Source organism: Undibacterium sp. Di26W (genome assembly GCF_049340265.1).
In the GTDB taxonomy this organism is placed as follows: Bacteria; Pseudomonadota; Gammaproteobacteria; order Burkholderiales; family Burkholderiaceae_D; genus Undibacterium.
The window spans coordinates 86,788-103,743 of record NZ_JBMPOR010000011.1; the positions used below are offsets into that span (position 1 = coordinate 86,788).

The window sequence follows — 16,956 nt, forward strand, 5'->3', positions numbered from 1 at the left end:
CTAAAAATTTAGCCATTGTATTCCTAAATGAACAAAAATAAGTACTGCACACACAAACCACACACAAACCACAAACAAACAACACGCAGGCATGTTATTGCCTGCATGTTGTGCAAAAAAAACAAGCCCAGAATCAGCGCATGAAATCAGCTAAAAACCGGCACATGCGGATCAACCCCGCCAAAGCGAATTTCAGGATGCCGTTTGCTGACCAGCTCCTTGATTTCTGCCACCCGCTTGAAAGGTACGTCCACCATCAGCAAGACGCGGCCATTTTCTATCTCAGCCAGGAAAGGCTTCAGGCGCGAGCTGGGAATGGCTGTGGCCGCCTTGGCCGATGCCCAAGAACCAAACATCGCACCACCCAGGGCGGAAATCACCACCGCGACGATGCGCATTTCCATCCCCTCGGGCGGAAAAATCAGCCACAGGCCGCCCGCCAGCAAGCCCGCGATACCACCTATCAGCATGCCGACTTCTGCGCCATGTATCAAATCCGTCTTCTGGAAAGAATTCGCCTCTGGCATATCGGCTGGCAGCATGCCTTCGCTGGCATAAAAATGCATATGTCGCTCATCCACACGGGCCAGCAACAGTTCATCCAGCATAGCCCTGGCACCGCCCACGTCAGGTAACATGAAGTACAGTCTGCGTCTCATGACAACCTCCTGGAGTAAATATCCAAAGAGGCAGTTGCGATAGCTACACGGTGACCGGAATTGGTCAGGGGATAAGACAGCAAGCATCGTCATTCCATACCAGGAAAAACGACAGGATGCGCAACTGCCTTATCTTCCTTTATAGTCAATTCCAGACAAAATTCAAATGACAAATCAGACAGGATGGATAAACATTTGTGTACACGCTGATGCTGGTCAAACTAGCAAAAAATTCACTTGACCTGCCTGTCGTCAGGCTCAATACTGGGGCTACTCTGACCAGGCATGGCTGCATGCGTGCTAGCTTTAGCGGATACGATAAAGACCTTTGAGCATGATCATCTCTTTCATCGAACTGAAATGAAAAAAATCATCTGCCTGTTCGCGGTATTTCTTGGCCTGTTCGGTCCAACTGGCCAGGCCCGGTCAGCTGCGGTTGAACCCATCAGATGGGTCACTGCCGAATTCCCGCCGTTCATCTGGCTGCAGCAAAATGTCCCGCAGGGTTATGCCTATGAGCTGATCACCGCCATGTCCAACCAACTAGGTCGCCAGCCCGCTCTGACGTTTTATCCCTGGTCACGGGTGGTCAAGATGAGCAAGGAAGGCAAATCCTATGGCCTGTTCCCGCTGGCCAGGACCCCGGATCGCGAAACCAGCTTCAAATGGCTGGTGCCACTGAGCAAAGTCAACTACAGCTTTTTTGGCCACCACACCGGGAAAATCAGTATAGAAAAGGCCACTCTCGAACAATTGCGTGGCATGCGTATCGGCATCCTGCGCGGTTCGTCGCTGGAAAAAGATCTGCAGGCAAGAAATTTCCGGCATATCCAGTACGAAAAAAATTATCAGGACTTACTGAAAATGTTGTCGCTGGGTGGCATAGACGCTATCTATGCCGGTTACCCCATGCTGATCTCGGCGATAGAAGAATATGGATTTCGGCTGGAGGATTTCCATACCGGCGTCACGCTTGGCTCTGCTGAGCTATATCTGGCCAGTTCCCTGGGCTTGCATGAACAAGAAGAAAAAGCCTGGAAAACTGCCTATGAAACCTTGCTAAAAGATGGGACGGTCATAAAGCTGAAAAACAAGTATTTTTCGTGGGAATAAATGCGGGTCTGTGATTTAGATCTATAGACCTACAGACCTACAGACCTATAACACGAGCCTGTAACACGGGCTCGTTTGTGAATTTTTTCATGCCAGCGAACCGCCTGCACCTGCTCAAAAACAGGCCGCGATATTCCCCCATCATCATCCCGCCATAGGTGTGCACAGTTCGACCAGGCTGCCATCCGGGCAGCGCAGGTAAGACACCACCTGGCCCCAGGGCTTTTGCACAGGTGCAGCAAGTTCTTTGGCACCGGCAGCAATCGCCTGCGCATGGGCCTGTGCCACATCAGCCGTGGTAAAAGCGATTTCCATCCCCAGCGGCCGGTCAGAGCTGTGGGCCTCTACATGACCGCATGAATAATTCATTTCACCCATGGCATGCGCGGCAAATGCCAGTGTCGTGGCACCAGTGTCCAACTCGCCATACATGCCGGATTCATGCAAAAAGCGGGTGGCAAAACCAAAGGCTTTTTCAAAGAAAGCCAGCGATGCGGCAACATCGGGCACATAGATAATGGTGTAAGCAAAGTTCATGGAATCAACTCCTGATTTTTTTTGTAAAGTCCCCCGACACGCAGCCCGGGGGACATCCAGTTTTTACTCTTTAATACCCCATTGCGACAGCATCCAGGCTGAATTGAAAGCACCTTCGCGTATCGCATCATAACGGCCAGAAGCACCGCCATGGCCGGCTGCCATATTGATTTTCAGCAGCAGGGGATTTTTATCGGTCTTGTAGTCACGCAGCTTGGCGACATACTTGGCCGGTTCCCAATACATGACCTGGCTATCGTTCAGGCTGGTGGTCACCAGCATAGCCGGGTAAGCCTTGCGGGCGATATTGTCATAGGGCGAATAGCTGCGCATATAGTCATACGCTGGCTTTTCATTCGGATTGCCCCATTCCAGGTATTCACCCGTGGTCAAAGGCAGGCTGGCATCCATCATGGTGTTCATCACATCGACAAAGGGCACGGCGGCATGCACGGCGTGGAACAAATCCGGACGCATGTTCACCACCGCCCCCATCAACAAGCCACCGGCACTGCCACCCTGGATGATGAGCCTGTCCGGGCTGGTCCATTTCTGCCTGACCAGGTAATCGGCGCTATCGATGAAATCATAAAAGGTATTTTTCTTTTTCATCAGCATGCCATCTTCATGCCAGTGTTCACCCATGTCACGGCCACCACGGATATGCGCCTGCACATAGATGACGCCACGATCAAGCAGACTTAGGCGGCTGATGGCAAAAGTCGCCTCGGTAGAATAACCGTAGCTGCCATACGAATACAAAAGCAAAGGCGCGCTGCCGTCAAATTTCACCCCTTTTTTATATACGGCCCACAGCGGCACCTTGACGCCATCCCTGGCTGTCATCCACAAGCGACGGCTTTCATATTTGCCAGCATCGTAACCACCGACAATTTCCTGCTGCTTGAGTACATACTGCTGCCCCGTCGCCATATCGACATCCAGCACGGTCGGTGGGGTCACTGGTGACTGGTAAGACATGCGGAAGCGGGTAGAAGAAAATTCCGGCGTCCCAGCGCCTGTTGCCAGATACACCGGGTCATCAAACTTGACTGTCTTCCATTGCCTGCTGTTGAAATCATAGATGCGGGCACGATTCAGGGCCTGGGTCTTTTCAGTGACGACCAAGAAATCCTTGAAGACATCGGCACCAGACACCAGCACATCGGGATCATGCCTGACCACTTCCTGCCAGTGCTTGCTGTCCGGCGTTGCCAGCGGCGCGCGCACCACGCGGAAATTCTTGGCATCCTTGTTGGTGGTGATATACAGCTCGCCGTTGCGGTGTTCCACGCTATAACGATGGCCTTTTTCGCGCCCCAGCACTGAATGGAATATGCCGCCCGGTGTACCGGCTGGCAGCAACCTGACTTCTGCCGTATCGGTGGCATGGCTGGTCAATACAATGAATTGGCGATCACGGGTAGTTCCCACTGCCAGTGAGAACTGCTCCACCGCTTCACGCATGATTTCTACCGGTGCCTGGCCCAACTCCATACGGAACAGGCGGTCGGACCGTTTGGTGACCGGGTCTTCCTGCACAAAGAACAGGGTCTTGTTGTCGCCAGCCCAGGCCAGCGATGTCACACGCTCCACCGTATCAGCCAGCAACTGGCCGGTTTTCAAATCCTTGATGTGCAACTGGTATTGGCGATAGCCTACGGTGTCTGTCACATAGGCCAGCAATTGCTCGTCCGGACTGACCAGACTGCCACCAACGGCAAAGAACTTGAGTCCCTTGGCCATCTCGTTCTGGTCCAGCAAGATTTCTTCAGCCGCCTTGTCGTCATAGGCCATGGCCGCATCGGCATGACGGCGACAAGACAGGGGATATTGCTTGCCTGCCTCTGTCCGCGAATAGTAATAATAATTACCGCGACGTACGGGCACGGACAAATCGACTTCCTTCATGCGGCCCTTGATTTCGCCATACAGTTTTTCCGCCAATGGCTTGATATCCGTACTCATGGCCTCGGTATAGGCATTCTCTGCATTCAGATAGGAAATCACGTCCGGGTTTTCTTTTTTCTGCAGCCAGCGGTAGTCATCGGTCACCACTTCACCATGACGGGTTTCCTGCCACGCTACTTTGGCGGCAACGGGCGGAACTGCTGCTGCAGGGGCCAGATCAGCAGCCTGCGCCGACCCGGATGTAGCAAGACCAAGTACGCTGGCAGACATGAGCACAGAGATTTTTTTGAAGGACACAGCAACTCCTGTAAGGATGACTGAATAGGACATTCTAAAGCGATGCAAACAAAACAAGAAATTTTTTTGCATATTGCTGAAATGGGCTGCATTGGGTTGCAACGCGGGATTTCCCGGGCATGAAATCATGCCAGACATGAGACTGTTTTACCCTTCAGAAAGTTTCTATCTGAAATTTGAGCTGCCTCGTATGCCATTTTCATTTTTCGGATATGCTTGCTCGATATTTTTTGCAAATGTGATTGCAAAGACAACTGAATCTTGAAGGAACACACCGTGAGCACTCTGTTAAACCGACGTCTGGCACTACTCGACAGTGAAGCAAACCGTCCTCTGCTTGCCAAGGGATTGCGCGGTATAGAGCGGGAAACCCTGCGTGTGCATGCCGATGGCAAGCTGGCGTTGACGCCGCATCCGCCGGCACTGGGTTCGGCGCTGACCAATCCGCAAATTACTACCGATTATTCAGAATCCCTGCTGGAATTCATTACCCCGGCAGAACCTGACATCGCCACGGCGCTGGAAGAACTGGACAATATCCACCGCTTTGCCTACACCGTGATGGGCAATGAAATGCTATGGCATCAGTCCATGCCCTGCACCTTGCCAGAAGAAAAAGATATCCCGATTGCCTGGTATGGCAATTCACACATAGGTATGATCAAGCATGTATACCGACGCGGACTGGCATTGCGCTATGGAAAAAGCATGCAATGCATCGCCGGTATCCACTACAACTATTCGCTGTCGGAAGATCTGTGGAAGGTCTTGCAGCAGGCAGAACAGACGCCTGGCACATCCAAATATGTGCAGTCGGAAAACTACATTGCGCTGATCCGCAATTTCCACCGCTATAGCTGGCTGCTGATGTATCTGTTTGGTGCGTCGCCAGCATTGTCCACGCCTTTCCTGGGCGGCCGCCCGCACCAATTGGAAACCCTGTCGGACGACACGCTGTACCTGCCCTATGCCACCAGCCTGCGCATGAGCGACCTGGGTTACCAGAACAACGCCCAGGCAGGCCTGGTTCCTCCTTACAACACCCTGCTGGAATACATGCGCAGCCTGTCGCTGGCGGTACGCCAACCTTACCCCGATTATGAAAAAATGGGTACGCGCCAAGATGGTGAATGGGTGCAGATCAATACCAATGTGCTACAGATTGAAAACGAGTTTTACGCCACCATACGTCCAAAACGCGTCATCAAAACCGGCGAACGCCCGGTCGAAGCGCTGTGTGCACGCGGTGTGCAGTACATAGAAGTGCGCTGCATGGATGTTAACCCCTTTGACCCGCTAGGCATCAGTCTGGAAACCTCGCGTTTCCTGGACGCCTTCCTGCTGTTCTGCGCGCTGGATGACAGCCCGCTGACGAACCGGGTCGAAGGCCAGGAAAATGTCGACAATTTCGCGCTCACCGTCAAGCAAGGCCGTCGCCCAGGCCTGATGTTGGCGCGCCAGGGCCAGGCCATCTCGCTGCAAGACTGGAGCAGGGAATTGCTGGAGAAGATTACACCGGTAGCCGCTCTGCTGGACGCCCAGCGTGGTGACGACAGCCACGCCAGGACCCTGCAAGTCCAGCGCGAAAAATTGCAAAACCCTGAACTGACACCGTCCGCCAAAGTGCTGGCCGCCATACGTGCCGCGAATAATTCTTTCACCCAGTTTGCCTTGCAACAAAGCAAGTTGCTGGCAGACGAATTCCGCGCGCATCCCCCTGCTGCCGATCAACTCGCCCTGTACACCCGGATGGCGGAGCAATCGCTGGCAGAACAAGCCACAATGGAAAGTTCACAAACCGGCAGTTTTGACCAATTCATCCATGATTACCGCTCACGCACCTCGAGTGAAATTTGCTGCGATACCTTTAACGAGGCGTCCCTGATACAACGTGTGACGCTGTAAGAACCTGTTTACGATCTTAGCAACAAATCCTTCCAAGGCTATTCCAGAAATCATCAGGAAAGTGGATACTCTGCGTTGACACTTTCCCACTGATAAGGAAAACCAGCGATGAGCATGCAATTCGGTATCCACAAACACAGGATGGAAGCCCTGATCGACGGTGTATTTGCCATCGCCATGACGATACTGGTGCTGGAAGTCAAAGTGCCAGAACTGGAGAATCCACGTGATGGTGCGGCCTTGCTGAATGCGCTGCAACATCATCTGTATATCATCATCGCCTATTTCCTCAGTTTTGCCATGCTGGGCTTATTTTGGGTCTGGCACCACAGACTGGCAACCAAGGTAAAGGAAATTGATGGTGCCCTGATGCTGTGCAGCCTGGGGTTTTTGTCGCTGATCTGTTTTTTCCCTTTTGCCGCTGCCTTGTTTGGGCGTTACATGTTTTATACACCGGCTGCCTTGCTCGTGTATCTGCCCGTGGTCGGCCTGATTTTGATGTCACAGGCTTTATATTTTTTCGTCGCCATCAAACGCAAACTCATTCATGAAGATGTCAGTGCAGAAGCAGTACGCTCCGCACACAAGCACAATCTATACGCCTGTGGCATTTTCTGTCTGACTGCCATACCGTCAGCATTGATTGCAGGCATCAGCGTCGCTGCAGGCTGCGCCGTCGCCGCTAGCTTGCTTATCTGGCGCGCCATCAAAGCCTGATGCCTTATTTCTTTTCCGTGCCTTTGGAACGTAAATCTTCACGCTGTTTTTCATATTGCTCGTAAGTCGTCTTATTTTGTTGCAGACAAGTCTTGCGCTCATTCCAGTCCATGCGTTTTTCACACTGATGCTGGGCGACGTCTTGCTGCATATCATAGAAGAAAGCGCAGCCACTCAAACCCAGTGGGCTACAAAGTACCAAGGCCCGCAGCAGTAATTTTTTAACATGTCATTCATTTTGAAAAATAGTGTAAATTATAAAATACGACCAATAGAAGAACATACGTGACACGATAGACCCCTGTTAAGCGAATTTAGATCCCATGCGCCATCCCATACGATATCCCGGCGCGGGTATCCATGCCCCCCTATGTGCTCAGGCAAAGTGCTGCATTACCAGCCTTTGATGAACGCTTTATCAAGGATTTCACTCCCTCATTCGCTTGCTTGGCGTGATTTACCGCACGGTGGCGTCTGCTGACTTCATCTAATCCTACAAATGCGGACGCCCATGTCCTATATGGGAGTGCCTGGGGCCGATGCTAGTATTGATTGCAAGTCAATAACAGTTACAGCGGCACGCTGACGGCTTATGGTTTAGGGACTCTGACTTACCCACATAGCAGGATGCACCAATCTTCAGGAGAAATCGCAATGAATACATGTCTATTCAAAGGTGGAGTATTTTTTCTATATGGCGCATTGCGCGTAAGCCTGGGCCGCCTGCTTGGCAAGCCGCAACTTCGTGCCAGTGGCTACCAGATGCTGACCAATGCCAGATGCCAGCTCGTCATCAGTGATGCACAAAAGGTGATCCGGCAGTGCATCAAACGCCAGCAAAATAATCTTACTTCGGTTTCAGGGTCCTGATCCCCGATCATTTTGAACAATTTAATTTTTTTGGAGAAATACATGATAGCTACCAAACACCTCTTCCTTGCGGCCGGTCTTGCCAGTTTGGCGCTGCTGACTGCTGTCAGCAAGACGCTGCATCGCGAAAAACACGTCGCCAAGAAATTACATAAAACCGAGTTAAGCACCTGGGAAGGTGAAGGCGGCAACCTGCCACCAAAAAGCAGCACTCAGGCTGTGAATAAAGACATAGAACCCAAATAAACTTTATGCGAAAACACTAGTGGACTGTAACAGTTGAAACAGAAGTGAAAGACGCTTGCCCGGCGATCAGGGCAAGGCAAGGTTACCCCTTATGCACAGCGATAGTGAACTATCGCGAGCATTTGCAACGCAGCCATGGTCGTCGCGCAAGCGGAAGGCACTCTGTTTTCTACTGTTACAGTCCACTACGGCGTGTTGACCCACGTTTGACTGTGTATTCGCTCTTCATCCGTCTCTCACATGTCGCTGTATCCCCTGAAAGCAAAGGGGCTACAGCGCAAGGAGGCTTATGACATATCTTGCCAGTTTCCATGAGCTATATCGCGTTGCTATGCTCACTTCCCCACATAGTTTATCAAAGTGCTATGCTGTCAGCGTATACGCATGACTTATGCCGCTTTGTCTGATGCCGTACAGGAATTAGCTGGCATGATTTTGTGCACTCCCCATTTGAAGGAAGAAAATGATCCGTATTGCAGTCTGTGACGACCATCAAATTGTGCGGGCCGGTTTCAAGCAGATATTTTCAGGAGTCAGTGATTTCGAAGTGGTTGCCGAGGCCACGAACGGGCGTGAAGCCCTTGAAATCGCCAGGAAACAGGCTTGCGATGTCATGCTGCTGGATATCAGCATGCCTGATCAAAGCGGTATCGACACCTTGCGTACCATCAAACAGGGGCAGCCAGAGTTACCGATCCTGATACTCAGTGGTTATCCTGCGCAGCAATATGCGGTAAATCTCTTGCGTATGGGTGCGAATGGCTATCTGAACAAGGAATGTGATGCAGAGGAGCTCATCAAGGCCGTCCGTACGGTATCGACCGGCCGTCGTTATGTGAGTGCAGACGTAGGAGAGATCCTGGCTCAGGGCTTTGACCGGCACGCAGACACTGCCATGCATACCGAACTCTCTGATCGTGAATTCCAGGTATTTTTAAGACTCGCCAAAGGTGAATGCGTTTCCGATATTGCCGTGACCCTGTCGCTCAGCGTGAAAACCATCAGCACCTATCGTACCCGCGTGATGGAAAAAATGAATCTGCAATCAAACAGCGATCTGACGTATTACGCGATGAAGAATAATTTGCTTGAATAAGCAAATCACGGATATGTTGTCGCGTAGATAAAATAAACAGTTAAAACAGCAGAAGTTAGTGAGCCAGGGCCTGGATATGATTAACCAGATTATCCATTTCGCGGGATTTGTCAAAAAAGCCCTCTGCTCCCAGTGACATGGTGCGGACTTTTAAGGCATTGCTGGGGTTGCTGGTAAATACCAGGCGTGATCCATACAGGCGACCATCATTTTTCAGACCGGACAGCACGGCCAGGCCACTGCCTTCACGCAAGCCTATGTCAACAATGGCGACGTCCCATTCAATAGAGCGCAGCTGACTCAAGGCATCTTCTTCACTTTCTGCGAAACCGATGACTTCTACATTGTCAGTCTGCTGCAAAACCTCAATCAGCACTGAACGAATTCTTTGCGCATCTTCAATTAAAAATACTTTCAATTTTTTCTTGTCTTCCATTTTGTTCCAAACGAGTGGAAACTGAAACTTGCTGTAATAAGACCATCGGTATCGGTCATCAGGTGTCAATGCAATTCATTTTAAGTAGACTGCTGTTGATTAGCAATAAGCTTTCGCGGAATAGTTTGTAGGAGAAAACCTACTTCTCGCGTTTTCCCGGGCCAGAGACAATCTCTCCAAAATTATCGACACATTGTTTATCAATTGAGGTATTGTTTTCGTAATCGGAACACAAGCCACATTTGCCAGGCTGAAAGAAAAAACACATGAAAAACTGCATGGCTGGTTTAATTTCCAGCAGTAATTGCCTACGTATTTCAGCCGCCTCGTGAGGAAATTTTCTTGAAAAAAACCCCGTCCACGTCGATACCTCTGTACATCACGTTTCTGTTCATGATCTGCCTCTTCATTTTGATTGGCAATGCCTATTCTGCTTACCAGAATCTGGAAAAACTCAAGGCCAACAATGACTGGGTGGAACATAACTGGAGTGTCAAAGACAAACTCAAAAATATCAACCTGCTGATCATGGACTCTGAAAGCAGCCTGCGCGGCTATTTCATGTCTGGCAATGAAGTCTATATTCGCCCCTGGGAAATAGCCCGTAGCAAGCTGGAAAGTGACTTCAGGGAACTGGAAAAATTATTGCAAGATAATCCTGCTCAGGTCAAAAATCTGGCTGAATTGCGCAGGCTCTATGACAGCAAAGCCAGGGTGTTTGAACATGGTATTTCAACGTACAGAGAGTTTGGCCTGACCGGTATCATGGAGCTGGCAAAGGTCGGTGATGGCCGGGAAGTCATGGATGAAATCCGACTGCTTGATATCATCATGGAAAAGGAAGAAAACGAGGTACTGGCAACCAGGCGGCAGGTTTCGTACGCAGAATACAAGGATGCCCTGTTCTTTGGTACTGCAACCAATTCCATTGCGCTACTGGTCCTGATTTTGTTTTACCGTCTGATCTATCGCAGTTTCTACAAACAACGTGGCATAGAAAACGCGCTGAAGATAGCCAACGATAACCTGGAAAGTACGGTATTAAAACGCACTGAGCAATTATCAGTCTTGTCGCATCACTTGTTAAATGTCTCGGAAAAAGAGAAAGCCAAACTGGCCCGTGAGCTGCATGATGAAATGGGGTCAAATTTAACTGCGATCAGCATGGATATCTCTGTCGTCACTGAAAAACTCAAGGACAAAGAACCTGAGCTGGCAAAGCAATTGCAAAGAACCAAGCGTGCCTTGCTGGATACCGTCGATCTGAAGCGACGCATCATAGAAGACTTACGTCCCAGCATGCTGGATAATCTTGGCCTGTCTGCCTCGATACAACACTATTGTGAAGAGGTCACGGCAATTGCCGGTTTATCGTATGTGGCTGACATTACGGAAGATTTCGACACCATCGATCCTGCCTGGTCAATTGCCCTGTTCCGCATTACCCAGGAATCACTGAACAATGTCATCAAGTATGCACAGGCCACCGAAGTCAAGATCAGCCTGAAACGCACGGAACAAGGCTTGTGGCTGCAGGTTCTTGACAATGGCATAGGCATACCGACAGATGCCATCAGCAAACCCAAGACCCACGGCATATTGGGCATGCGTGAACGTGCCTTGCTGTTGGGTGGCAGCTTTTCTGTTAAATCCGGCCCGAACAACCGTGGTACGGTAACGGAAACCTTCATCCCTTTTAAAACATAAAAAACCCCCGCGGTCATCAGCGGGGGTTTTCCTTGCATTGACTTGCCGGCCTGTCAGCCTGCCTACATGGTTAACGCAGTATGCCGGTGGACAGTATCTGGTCAAATTCCTGCCTGGACACGCGATAACACTCACCCGCATGCATTTCCAGTCCTTCACGATCCAGCACGGTGATATTGCCGCGCTTGTACTGGATCAGGCCTTCCAGCTGCAATTTCCCAGCGGCTTCGGTAACGCTTTCACGACGCACACCCAGCATGTTGGCAATCATTTCCTGGGTCACTTTCAATTCATTGCTGTACAGGCGATCCAGTCTGTCGAGCAACCAGCGCGACAATTGCTGGTCGATGGAATAGTGACGTCCGCATACCGAGTTTTGTGCCATTTGCGCAAACAAAGCTTGGGTGTAGCGCATCAGTATTTGCTGCAACTTCCCGCCCCTGGCATACGCTTCCTTCAATACCGAGGCCTTCAATTTATAGGCACTGCCAGCACATTGCACCATGGCGTTACCCAGTGCGCGCTCGCCCATCAACACAGAGATACCAAGCATGCCTTCATGCCCGGTCACGCCAATTTCAGTGACATCTCCATCTGCCAGCACGTATAGCAGGGCAACCACAGCGGTAGCCGGGAAATACACATGGGACAATTTGTCACCATACTCGTAAAGTTCTTTGTCAAAAGGTAGATCGACCAGTTCCAAGTGTGGCATGAGGAATGCAATTTCATCTTCAGGCAGCGCTGCCAGAATATCATTTTGCATCGTGTCGTCAAGCAGGTCCAGACCTGTTCTTGCTGTCACTGCAGGTGTGTAGTCAACTGAATATCTGCGATGTAGCGTCCCGCCAGAAGTCAGCGCTGGATGCGCGGTCATTGAAACCCGTGTTTGCGTGCTATTCATTGTTGCTCCTCTTTTCAAAGACATTCTATGTCACGCCTTGCCTGTCATAGTCGTCAAATACACAGCATTACTTTTTTTCGATACAGACATCAGCTATTTCTTGAACTTGGCCCGATATCTTTCCGACTGATTACACTTTAGTTCTTTATCCTTGAAACAGGCATCGGACAGTCCGGCAAGCGCTTGTACGCTGAGCACGCTGTGCTATGTGGGAGTAGTCCTACAAGAGGGAAGCCGCACTTGATCCGCATCAAACATTCGTCAATGCCAAAGTGCGTTATCGCACCGATTGCCACATCACCGGAAGCTATGATTTTTCACGTCAACAACAGAGGAGAATGATCATGAATATCTGCAAACAAACTACTATCGCCGTCACTATTGCCGCATCTGCCCTGCTGTGTGCATGCAGCAGTTCCCCCACAACAGCAAGCGCCTATCCCGTCTCAGAGACGGCTTACAGTAGCTACGGTGTAATTGAATCGATACAAACCGTGCAAGTGTCGAATGAGAGTAAAGGACCTGGTGCCGGTGCCATCGTCGGCGGTATTGTTGGTGGGATTTTGGGTAATCAGGTTGGGGGTGGTACGGGTAATACCCTCGCCACTGCAGCCGGTGTCGTTGGCGGTGCGGTCGTCGGCAATAACATAGAAAAGAACAACCGCAACCAGCAGGTACGCGAGGCCTATCAGATCAGCGTGCGCCTGGATAACGGTGTCTATCAAACCGTGTTACAGGACAATATCGCCGACCTGCGTGTCGGCAATCGTGTATATGTAAAAAACAATTACGTGTACCGCAGCTAAGCTCTGTCAATGCGCGTTGCATAAGTGTTGCATGAGCGTGATGCGGATGTGATGCGGGTGTTATGTAATTCAGGCCCGAAAAGCCGGATAGTCATTCCCTTCGGGGAATGACTTTAATTTGCCAGGCCCATGCCTGCTTATTCGCTCAATAATTCAGCCACGGTTTGCATGCCATCGATATGTTCGGATATGACTTTCACGATCACGATAATCGGCACACCCAGCAACAAGCCCCAGGCACCCCACAACCAGCCCCAGAACAAGAGTGAGATAAAGACGGCTGCAGCATTCATGCGGGTAATGCGCCCTGTCATCCAGGTGGTGACCACCGTCCCCACCAGCGCCGCAATCGCGATCGAGATACCCGCCACCAGCAAAGCCATGGAGATAGTACCGAACTGTACATAGGCAATCAGACAGACTGCCAGGGCCATCAATAGCGATCCAAAATAGGGAATGATATGCAACAGGCCGCTAGTCAGCGCCCAGGCACCTGCATTTTCCAGCCCCATGAAATGAAATGCGATCCAGCTGAGTAATGCCAGCAAACCGTTGGTGATCAATAACATGAACATATATTGCTGTACCGAGGTATTGATCTTGCTCAGGATTTGTACGGTAATGCGCTTCTGTGTCAGCGAGGGACCGGTAATCTTGACCAGTTTTCGCTTGAACTTGTCACCGGATAACAGCAGGAAAAAAATAAGAAACAGCGTCATGATTGCCTGGCCCAGCAAATCCATGATGCCCAGTGACCCTGCCAGAAGCAATTCGCGCAATTTCAGCACAGGTGTTTCAGTGACCACCGCTTTCTTCACGTTGGGCTGCACACCGGTTGTCGCCTGGCTGGTAGCCTTTTCTATTTCAGTAGCTGCCGTCTGCATTTTTTGCATCAGACCACTCTGACCGATTTGCAGCTTGCTCATTTCACTGGAAAACTTGCGGGTCGCTATCGGCAACTGATCAAGAATGGCATCAAATTCCGTATGCAATGAATTGATCTGCGTGCCTATGATAGTCAACATGCTGATCATGACCACAGTGGTAGCGATCACACGTGGCAAGCGCCAACCTTGCAAGGTATCGACCAGAGGAGACAGCGTGTAGGCCACCAGGATACCAAAGACCAGGGGGATGAAAAACCGCTGCGCTGCGCTCAGGGCAAAGAAGAAGGCGACAGTTGCCAGTATGGTCAAGGCCACACCGCGGGCGTTGACATGTACACCGGGGAATACTTGCGTCTGGGTGTCAGCAAGGGCCACTGCTTTCACATCATTCATCACGGCACCAGCGTCGCTGTCGTCCGTTTCAGGGGGAATAGTTGGTATAGGCACGTCCATCGCTCTTGTCCACCTGTCTGAATTATTGGGATGTTGTTGAATTGGCGACTTTAGTAGTACTGCCGGAATTTGCAAGGAAGTGCAAGGAATCACAAGGAATTTCAGGGCTCTGCATCAACCTGGTTGCACAAGCCCAAAGTGTCAGATGCTCAATGCTGTTGACCTGTTTTGAATACTTCCTTGATATTGCCCAGGGCTTCTTGCATGCTACCCTCTACTTGCTTGGCAGCGCCCTTGGCTTGCTGTTTCTTGCTTCCAGCAAGCTTGCCACCTTCCTGCTGAACTTTACCTGCCACTTTTTTTGCCACGCCTTTGATCTGATCTGAATTCATCATGAAACTCCTGTTTAATTGTTTCTGTCGAAAAAGACTGCTGCGCTTCTTTCAACGAGGCCATGTATGCCACTTCAAATGACATAGAGCCATTGATTAAAGTAGACGTAATTTATACAAGGCTTGAAAATTCTTCTGTACGCTGACTAACACAGGGGATAAAACCGGAACCCGTCCTTGCAAAGGATGGCAATCATGTCCGGCTGTGCGCCAGTGATCGAAGAGCGCGTGGAAAAACGAAGCCAATAACCGTGGCCCAGCGCTGCTAAAAAATAGCCAGCGTGTTTGCTGGAATAAGCTTGATTGAAATTAGCTTGAATGAGGTAGCGATATAAGGCGACGAAGTCAGCAGAGAAACACCATCCCGCCGATGTGTTGGGATATTGATGCAGAGATGAGGCACAAATGTGTTGATATCCAAGCTTGCCCTGGCGGCTGGGACAAGAAATACAGAGCGATGTCAACACCGTACAGAAAGCTAAGGGCGGTACTGGCAAGTAATCATACCAGCACGCCCGCTTACTTATTTATCTTCCTTATTCATCTTCAAAAATATTACTCAGCCCACCAAGTACCGAACCTTGTTCGCCTCCTTTGCTGCCACCGATTTTCGATGCGCCGACTATGCGGTTTGCCAGGCGGGCCAGCGGCAGCGATTGCAGCCAGACCTTGCCGGGGCCGCGCAAATGGGCAAAGAATATCCCTTCACCACCGAACAGGGCGGTCTTGACGCCGCCGACATACTTGATATCGAAGTCCACTTCCTGGGTAAAGGCCACCACACAGCCTGTGTCCACACGCAGGGTCTGGCCAGGATGCAAGGTCTTTTCTATGATGGCACCACCAGCATGGATAAAGGCCAGACCATCCCCTTCCAGTTTTTGCAGGATGAAACCTTCACCACCAAAAAAGCCTGCACCCAGCCGCTTTTGAAAAGCAATGCCCAGCGACACCCCTTTGGCAGCACACAGGAAGGCGTCTTTCTGGCACAACAGGGTGCCGCCCATCTGATCCAGATGCATGGGAATGATTTTGCCGGGATAAGCAGCACCAAAGGCAACTTTCCTCTTGGTCCTGCCAGCATTCATAAAGACCGTCGTAAACAGAGATTCGCCGGTCACCAGGCGCTTGCCGGCACCCAGCAATTTGCCGAAGATACCTGTCTGGCCAGCAGAACCGTCGCCAAAGACGGTTTCCATCTCAATGTCGTCTTCCATGTAAAACATGGTACCGGCTTCACCTATGGCCGCTTCGCCAGGGTCAAGTTCAACTTCGACGAATTGCATGTCGTCGCCAAAAATTTCGTAGTCTATGACATCCATGGCCATGATGATTTTCCCATTGAGTAAAAATAAACCGCAAACCCGTGCGGCAGTGATGGGCATTCTATGAAATTTTTTGGTTTTAGGATAGATGACGGAAGCGGTAATCTTTTAAGGAAATTACCGCTGCTAATCTGTGAATATGCCGCCGAATACGTCACTGAATATGTCACTGAATATGTCACTAACTATGTCGAGGGAGATGTCTTTAGCCCAGCAGCGTCACGGCATCAAGCACCGTCGCATATTCCCCCTGAAGATTGCTGAGTGCGTGTATATGTACTTCTTCTGCAGTCTGTGGCTTACCATGCAAATCCAGTCTGTCAAAACTGAAGCAGGCATCAGCGACTACCGTAGTGGTAAAGCCCAGGTTACCCGCACTGCGGGCAGTGGCCTCAACTGAATTATTGGTGCTGACACCGACTATCACCAGGTCTTTGATGCCACGCACGTGCAGCCAGCGTTCCAGACCTGTATGGACGAAGGCATCGGTAACGTTTTTTTCGACCACATGTTCGCTGGACAATGGCACGAAACTATCCTGAAATTCATTGCCAGGCTGCCCTGGCCAGAATAGCGAAGCGGGTGAGCGCGACATGTGCCGGACATGCACTATCGGTTTGCCTGCTGCGCGCCATGCCGCCAGCAACTGGCGTATCTTGTCTTCTGCATCTGGATTATTCCTGCGCCCGGCTTTGGGATCTGCCATGCCACGCTGCATGTCGATGATGATCAGAGCCGCGTCTTGTTTTTTCATA

The 16,956-nt window shown here is 50.6% G+C and carries 18 protein-coding genes; 8 read left to right on the plus strand and 10 right to left on the minus strand.

The features are described 5' to 3' along the window. Window positions 1–146: 146 nt before the first annotated feature. Window positions 147–659: a DUF1269 domain-containing protein gene (locus ACO0LM_RS14755; RefSeq protein ID WP_422988769.1), complete on the minus strand. Its 513-nt coding sequence runs from the start codon at window positions 657–659 to the stop codon at window positions 147–149. 360 nt (window positions 660–1,019) lie between these two features. Between ACO0LM_RS14755 and ACO0LM_RS14760 the strand changes: the two genes are divergently transcribed. Next, window positions 1,020–1,772: a substrate-binding periplasmic protein gene (locus ACO0LM_RS14760; RefSeq protein ID WP_423038038.1), complete on the plus strand. Its 753-nt coding sequence runs from the start codon at window positions 1,020–1,022 to the stop codon at window positions 1,770–1,772. Between the two features lie 144 nt (window positions 1,773–1,916). Here ACO0LM_RS14760 and ACO0LM_RS14765 read toward each other — a convergent pair whose 3' ends face one another. Then, on the minus strand, window positions 1,917–2,309 hold the full coding sequence (locus tag ACO0LM_RS14765; RefSeq protein WP_423038039.1) for a VOC family protein: 393 nt from the start codon (window positions 2,307–2,309) through the stop codon (window positions 1,917–1,919). Between the two features lie 63 nt (window positions 2,310–2,372). Next, window positions 2,373–4,517, minus strand: a complete 2,145-nt coding sequence (locus ACO0LM_RS14770) for a S9 family peptidase (RefSeq protein ID WP_423038040.1) — start codon at window positions 4,515–4,517, stop codon at window positions 2,373–2,375. 276 nt (window positions 4,518–4,793) lie between these two features. Here ACO0LM_RS14770 and gshA point away from each other — a divergent pair, with 276 nt between their 5' ends. Next, window positions 4,794–6,422, plus strand: a complete 1,629-nt coding sequence (gene gshA / locus ACO0LM_RS14775; RefSeq protein ID WP_423038041.1) for a glutamate--cysteine ligase — start codon at window positions 4,794–4,796, stop codon at window positions 6,420–6,422. Window positions 6,423–6,530: 108 nt separating this feature from the next. Further along, window positions 6,531–7,139: a TMEM175 family protein gene (locus tag ACO0LM_RS14780; RefSeq protein ID WP_423038042.1), complete on the plus strand. Its 609-nt coding sequence runs from the start codon at window positions 6,531–6,533 to the stop codon at window positions 7,137–7,139. A 4-nt stretch (window positions 7,140–7,143) separates the two neighbouring features. Here the strand turns inward: ACO0LM_RS14780 and ACO0LM_RS14785 are convergent, their stop codons facing one another. Next, window positions 7,144–7,341, minus strand: coding sequence for a hypothetical protein (locus ACO0LM_RS14785; RefSeq protein ID WP_423038043.1), 198 nt, complete (start codon window positions 7,339–7,341; stop codon window positions 7,144–7,146). A gap of 452 nt (window positions 7,342–7,793) precedes the next feature. Here ACO0LM_RS14785 and ACO0LM_RS14790 point away from each other — a divergent pair, with 452 nt between their 5' ends. The 3 genes from ACO0LM_RS14790 to ACO0LM_RS14800 all read left to right on the plus strand — a co-directional run bounded on the left by ACO0LM_RS14790 (window position 7,794) and on the right by ACO0LM_RS14800 (window position 9,351). After that, entirely contained in the window at window positions 7,794–8,009 is a 216-nt protein-coding gene (locus tag ACO0LM_RS14790) for a hypothetical protein (RefSeq protein WP_422988783.1), read from the plus strand. A gap of 42 nt (window positions 8,010–8,051) precedes the next feature. Then, a complete protein-coding gene (locus ACO0LM_RS14795) occupies window positions 8,052–8,255 on the plus strand; it encodes a hypothetical protein (RefSeq protein WP_423038044.1) in 204 nt (67 codons plus the stop codon). Between the two features lie 463 nt (window positions 8,256–8,718). Further along, window positions 8,719–9,351, plus strand: coding sequence for a response regulator (locus ACO0LM_RS14800; protein WP_423038045.1), 633 nt, complete (start codon window positions 8,719–8,721; stop codon window positions 9,349–9,351). Between the two features lie 55 nt (window positions 9,352–9,406). Here the strand turns inward: ACO0LM_RS14800 and ACO0LM_RS14805 are convergent, their stop codons facing one another. Further along, window positions 9,407–9,787: a response regulator gene (locus ACO0LM_RS14805; protein ID WP_423038046.1), complete on the minus strand. Its 381-nt coding sequence runs from the start codon at window positions 9,785–9,787 to the stop codon at window positions 9,407–9,409. Between the two features lie 342 nt (window positions 9,788–10,129). On the opposite strand from ACO0LM_RS14805, the gene ACO0LM_RS14810 reads away from it, so the two are divergent. Beyond that, entirely contained in the window at window positions 10,130–11,494 is a 1,365-nt protein-coding gene (locus ACO0LM_RS14810) for a CHASE3 domain-containing protein (RefSeq protein ID WP_423038047.1), read from the plus strand. A gap of 70 nt (window positions 11,495–11,564) precedes the next feature. Here ACO0LM_RS14810 and ACO0LM_RS14815 read toward each other — a convergent pair whose 3' ends face one another. Continuing rightward, complete coding sequence (locus ACO0LM_RS14815; RefSeq protein WP_423038121.1) at window positions 11,565–12,260, minus strand: Crp/Fnr family transcriptional regulator; 696 nt, start codon at window positions 12,258–12,260, stop codon at window positions 11,565–11,567. A 482-nt stretch (window positions 12,261–12,742) separates the two neighbouring features. Between ACO0LM_RS14815 and ACO0LM_RS14820 the strand changes: the two genes are divergently transcribed. Then, entirely contained in the window at window positions 12,743–13,204 is a 462-nt protein-coding gene (locus ACO0LM_RS14820) for a glycine zipper 2TM domain-containing protein (protein WP_423038048.1), read from the plus strand. Between the two features lie 137 nt (window positions 13,205–13,341). Here ACO0LM_RS14820 and ACO0LM_RS14825 read toward each other — a convergent pair whose 3' ends face one another. The 4 genes from ACO0LM_RS14825 to ACO0LM_RS14840 all read right to left on the minus strand — a co-directional run bounded on the left by ACO0LM_RS14825 (window position 13,342) and on the right by ACO0LM_RS14840 (window position 16,955). Continuing rightward, on the minus strand, window positions 13,342–14,544 hold the full coding sequence (locus ACO0LM_RS14825) for an AI-2E family transporter (RefSeq protein ID WP_423038049.1): 1,203 nt from the start codon (window positions 14,542–14,544) through the stop codon (window positions 13,342–13,344). Window positions 14,545–14,693: 149 nt separating this feature from the next. Continuing rightward, window positions 14,694–14,879, minus strand: a complete 186-nt coding sequence (locus ACO0LM_RS14830) for a CsbD family protein (RefSeq protein WP_423038050.1) — start codon at window positions 14,877–14,879, stop codon at window positions 14,694–14,696. A gap of 533 nt (window positions 14,880–15,412) precedes the next feature. After that, window positions 15,413–16,204 carry a TIGR00266 family protein gene (locus ACO0LM_RS14835; RefSeq protein ID WP_423038051.1) on the minus strand — a complete coding sequence of 264 codons (792 nt, stop codon included), beginning with the start codon at window positions 16,202–16,204 and terminating at the stop codon, window positions 15,413–15,415. Between the two features lie 202 nt (window positions 16,205–16,406). Next, on the minus strand, window positions 16,407–16,955 hold the full coding sequence (locus tag ACO0LM_RS14840; RefSeq protein WP_423038052.1) for a cysteine hydrolase family protein: 549 nt from the start codon (window positions 16,953–16,955) through the stop codon (window positions 16,407–16,409). Window position 16,956 lies beyond the last annotated feature (1 nt).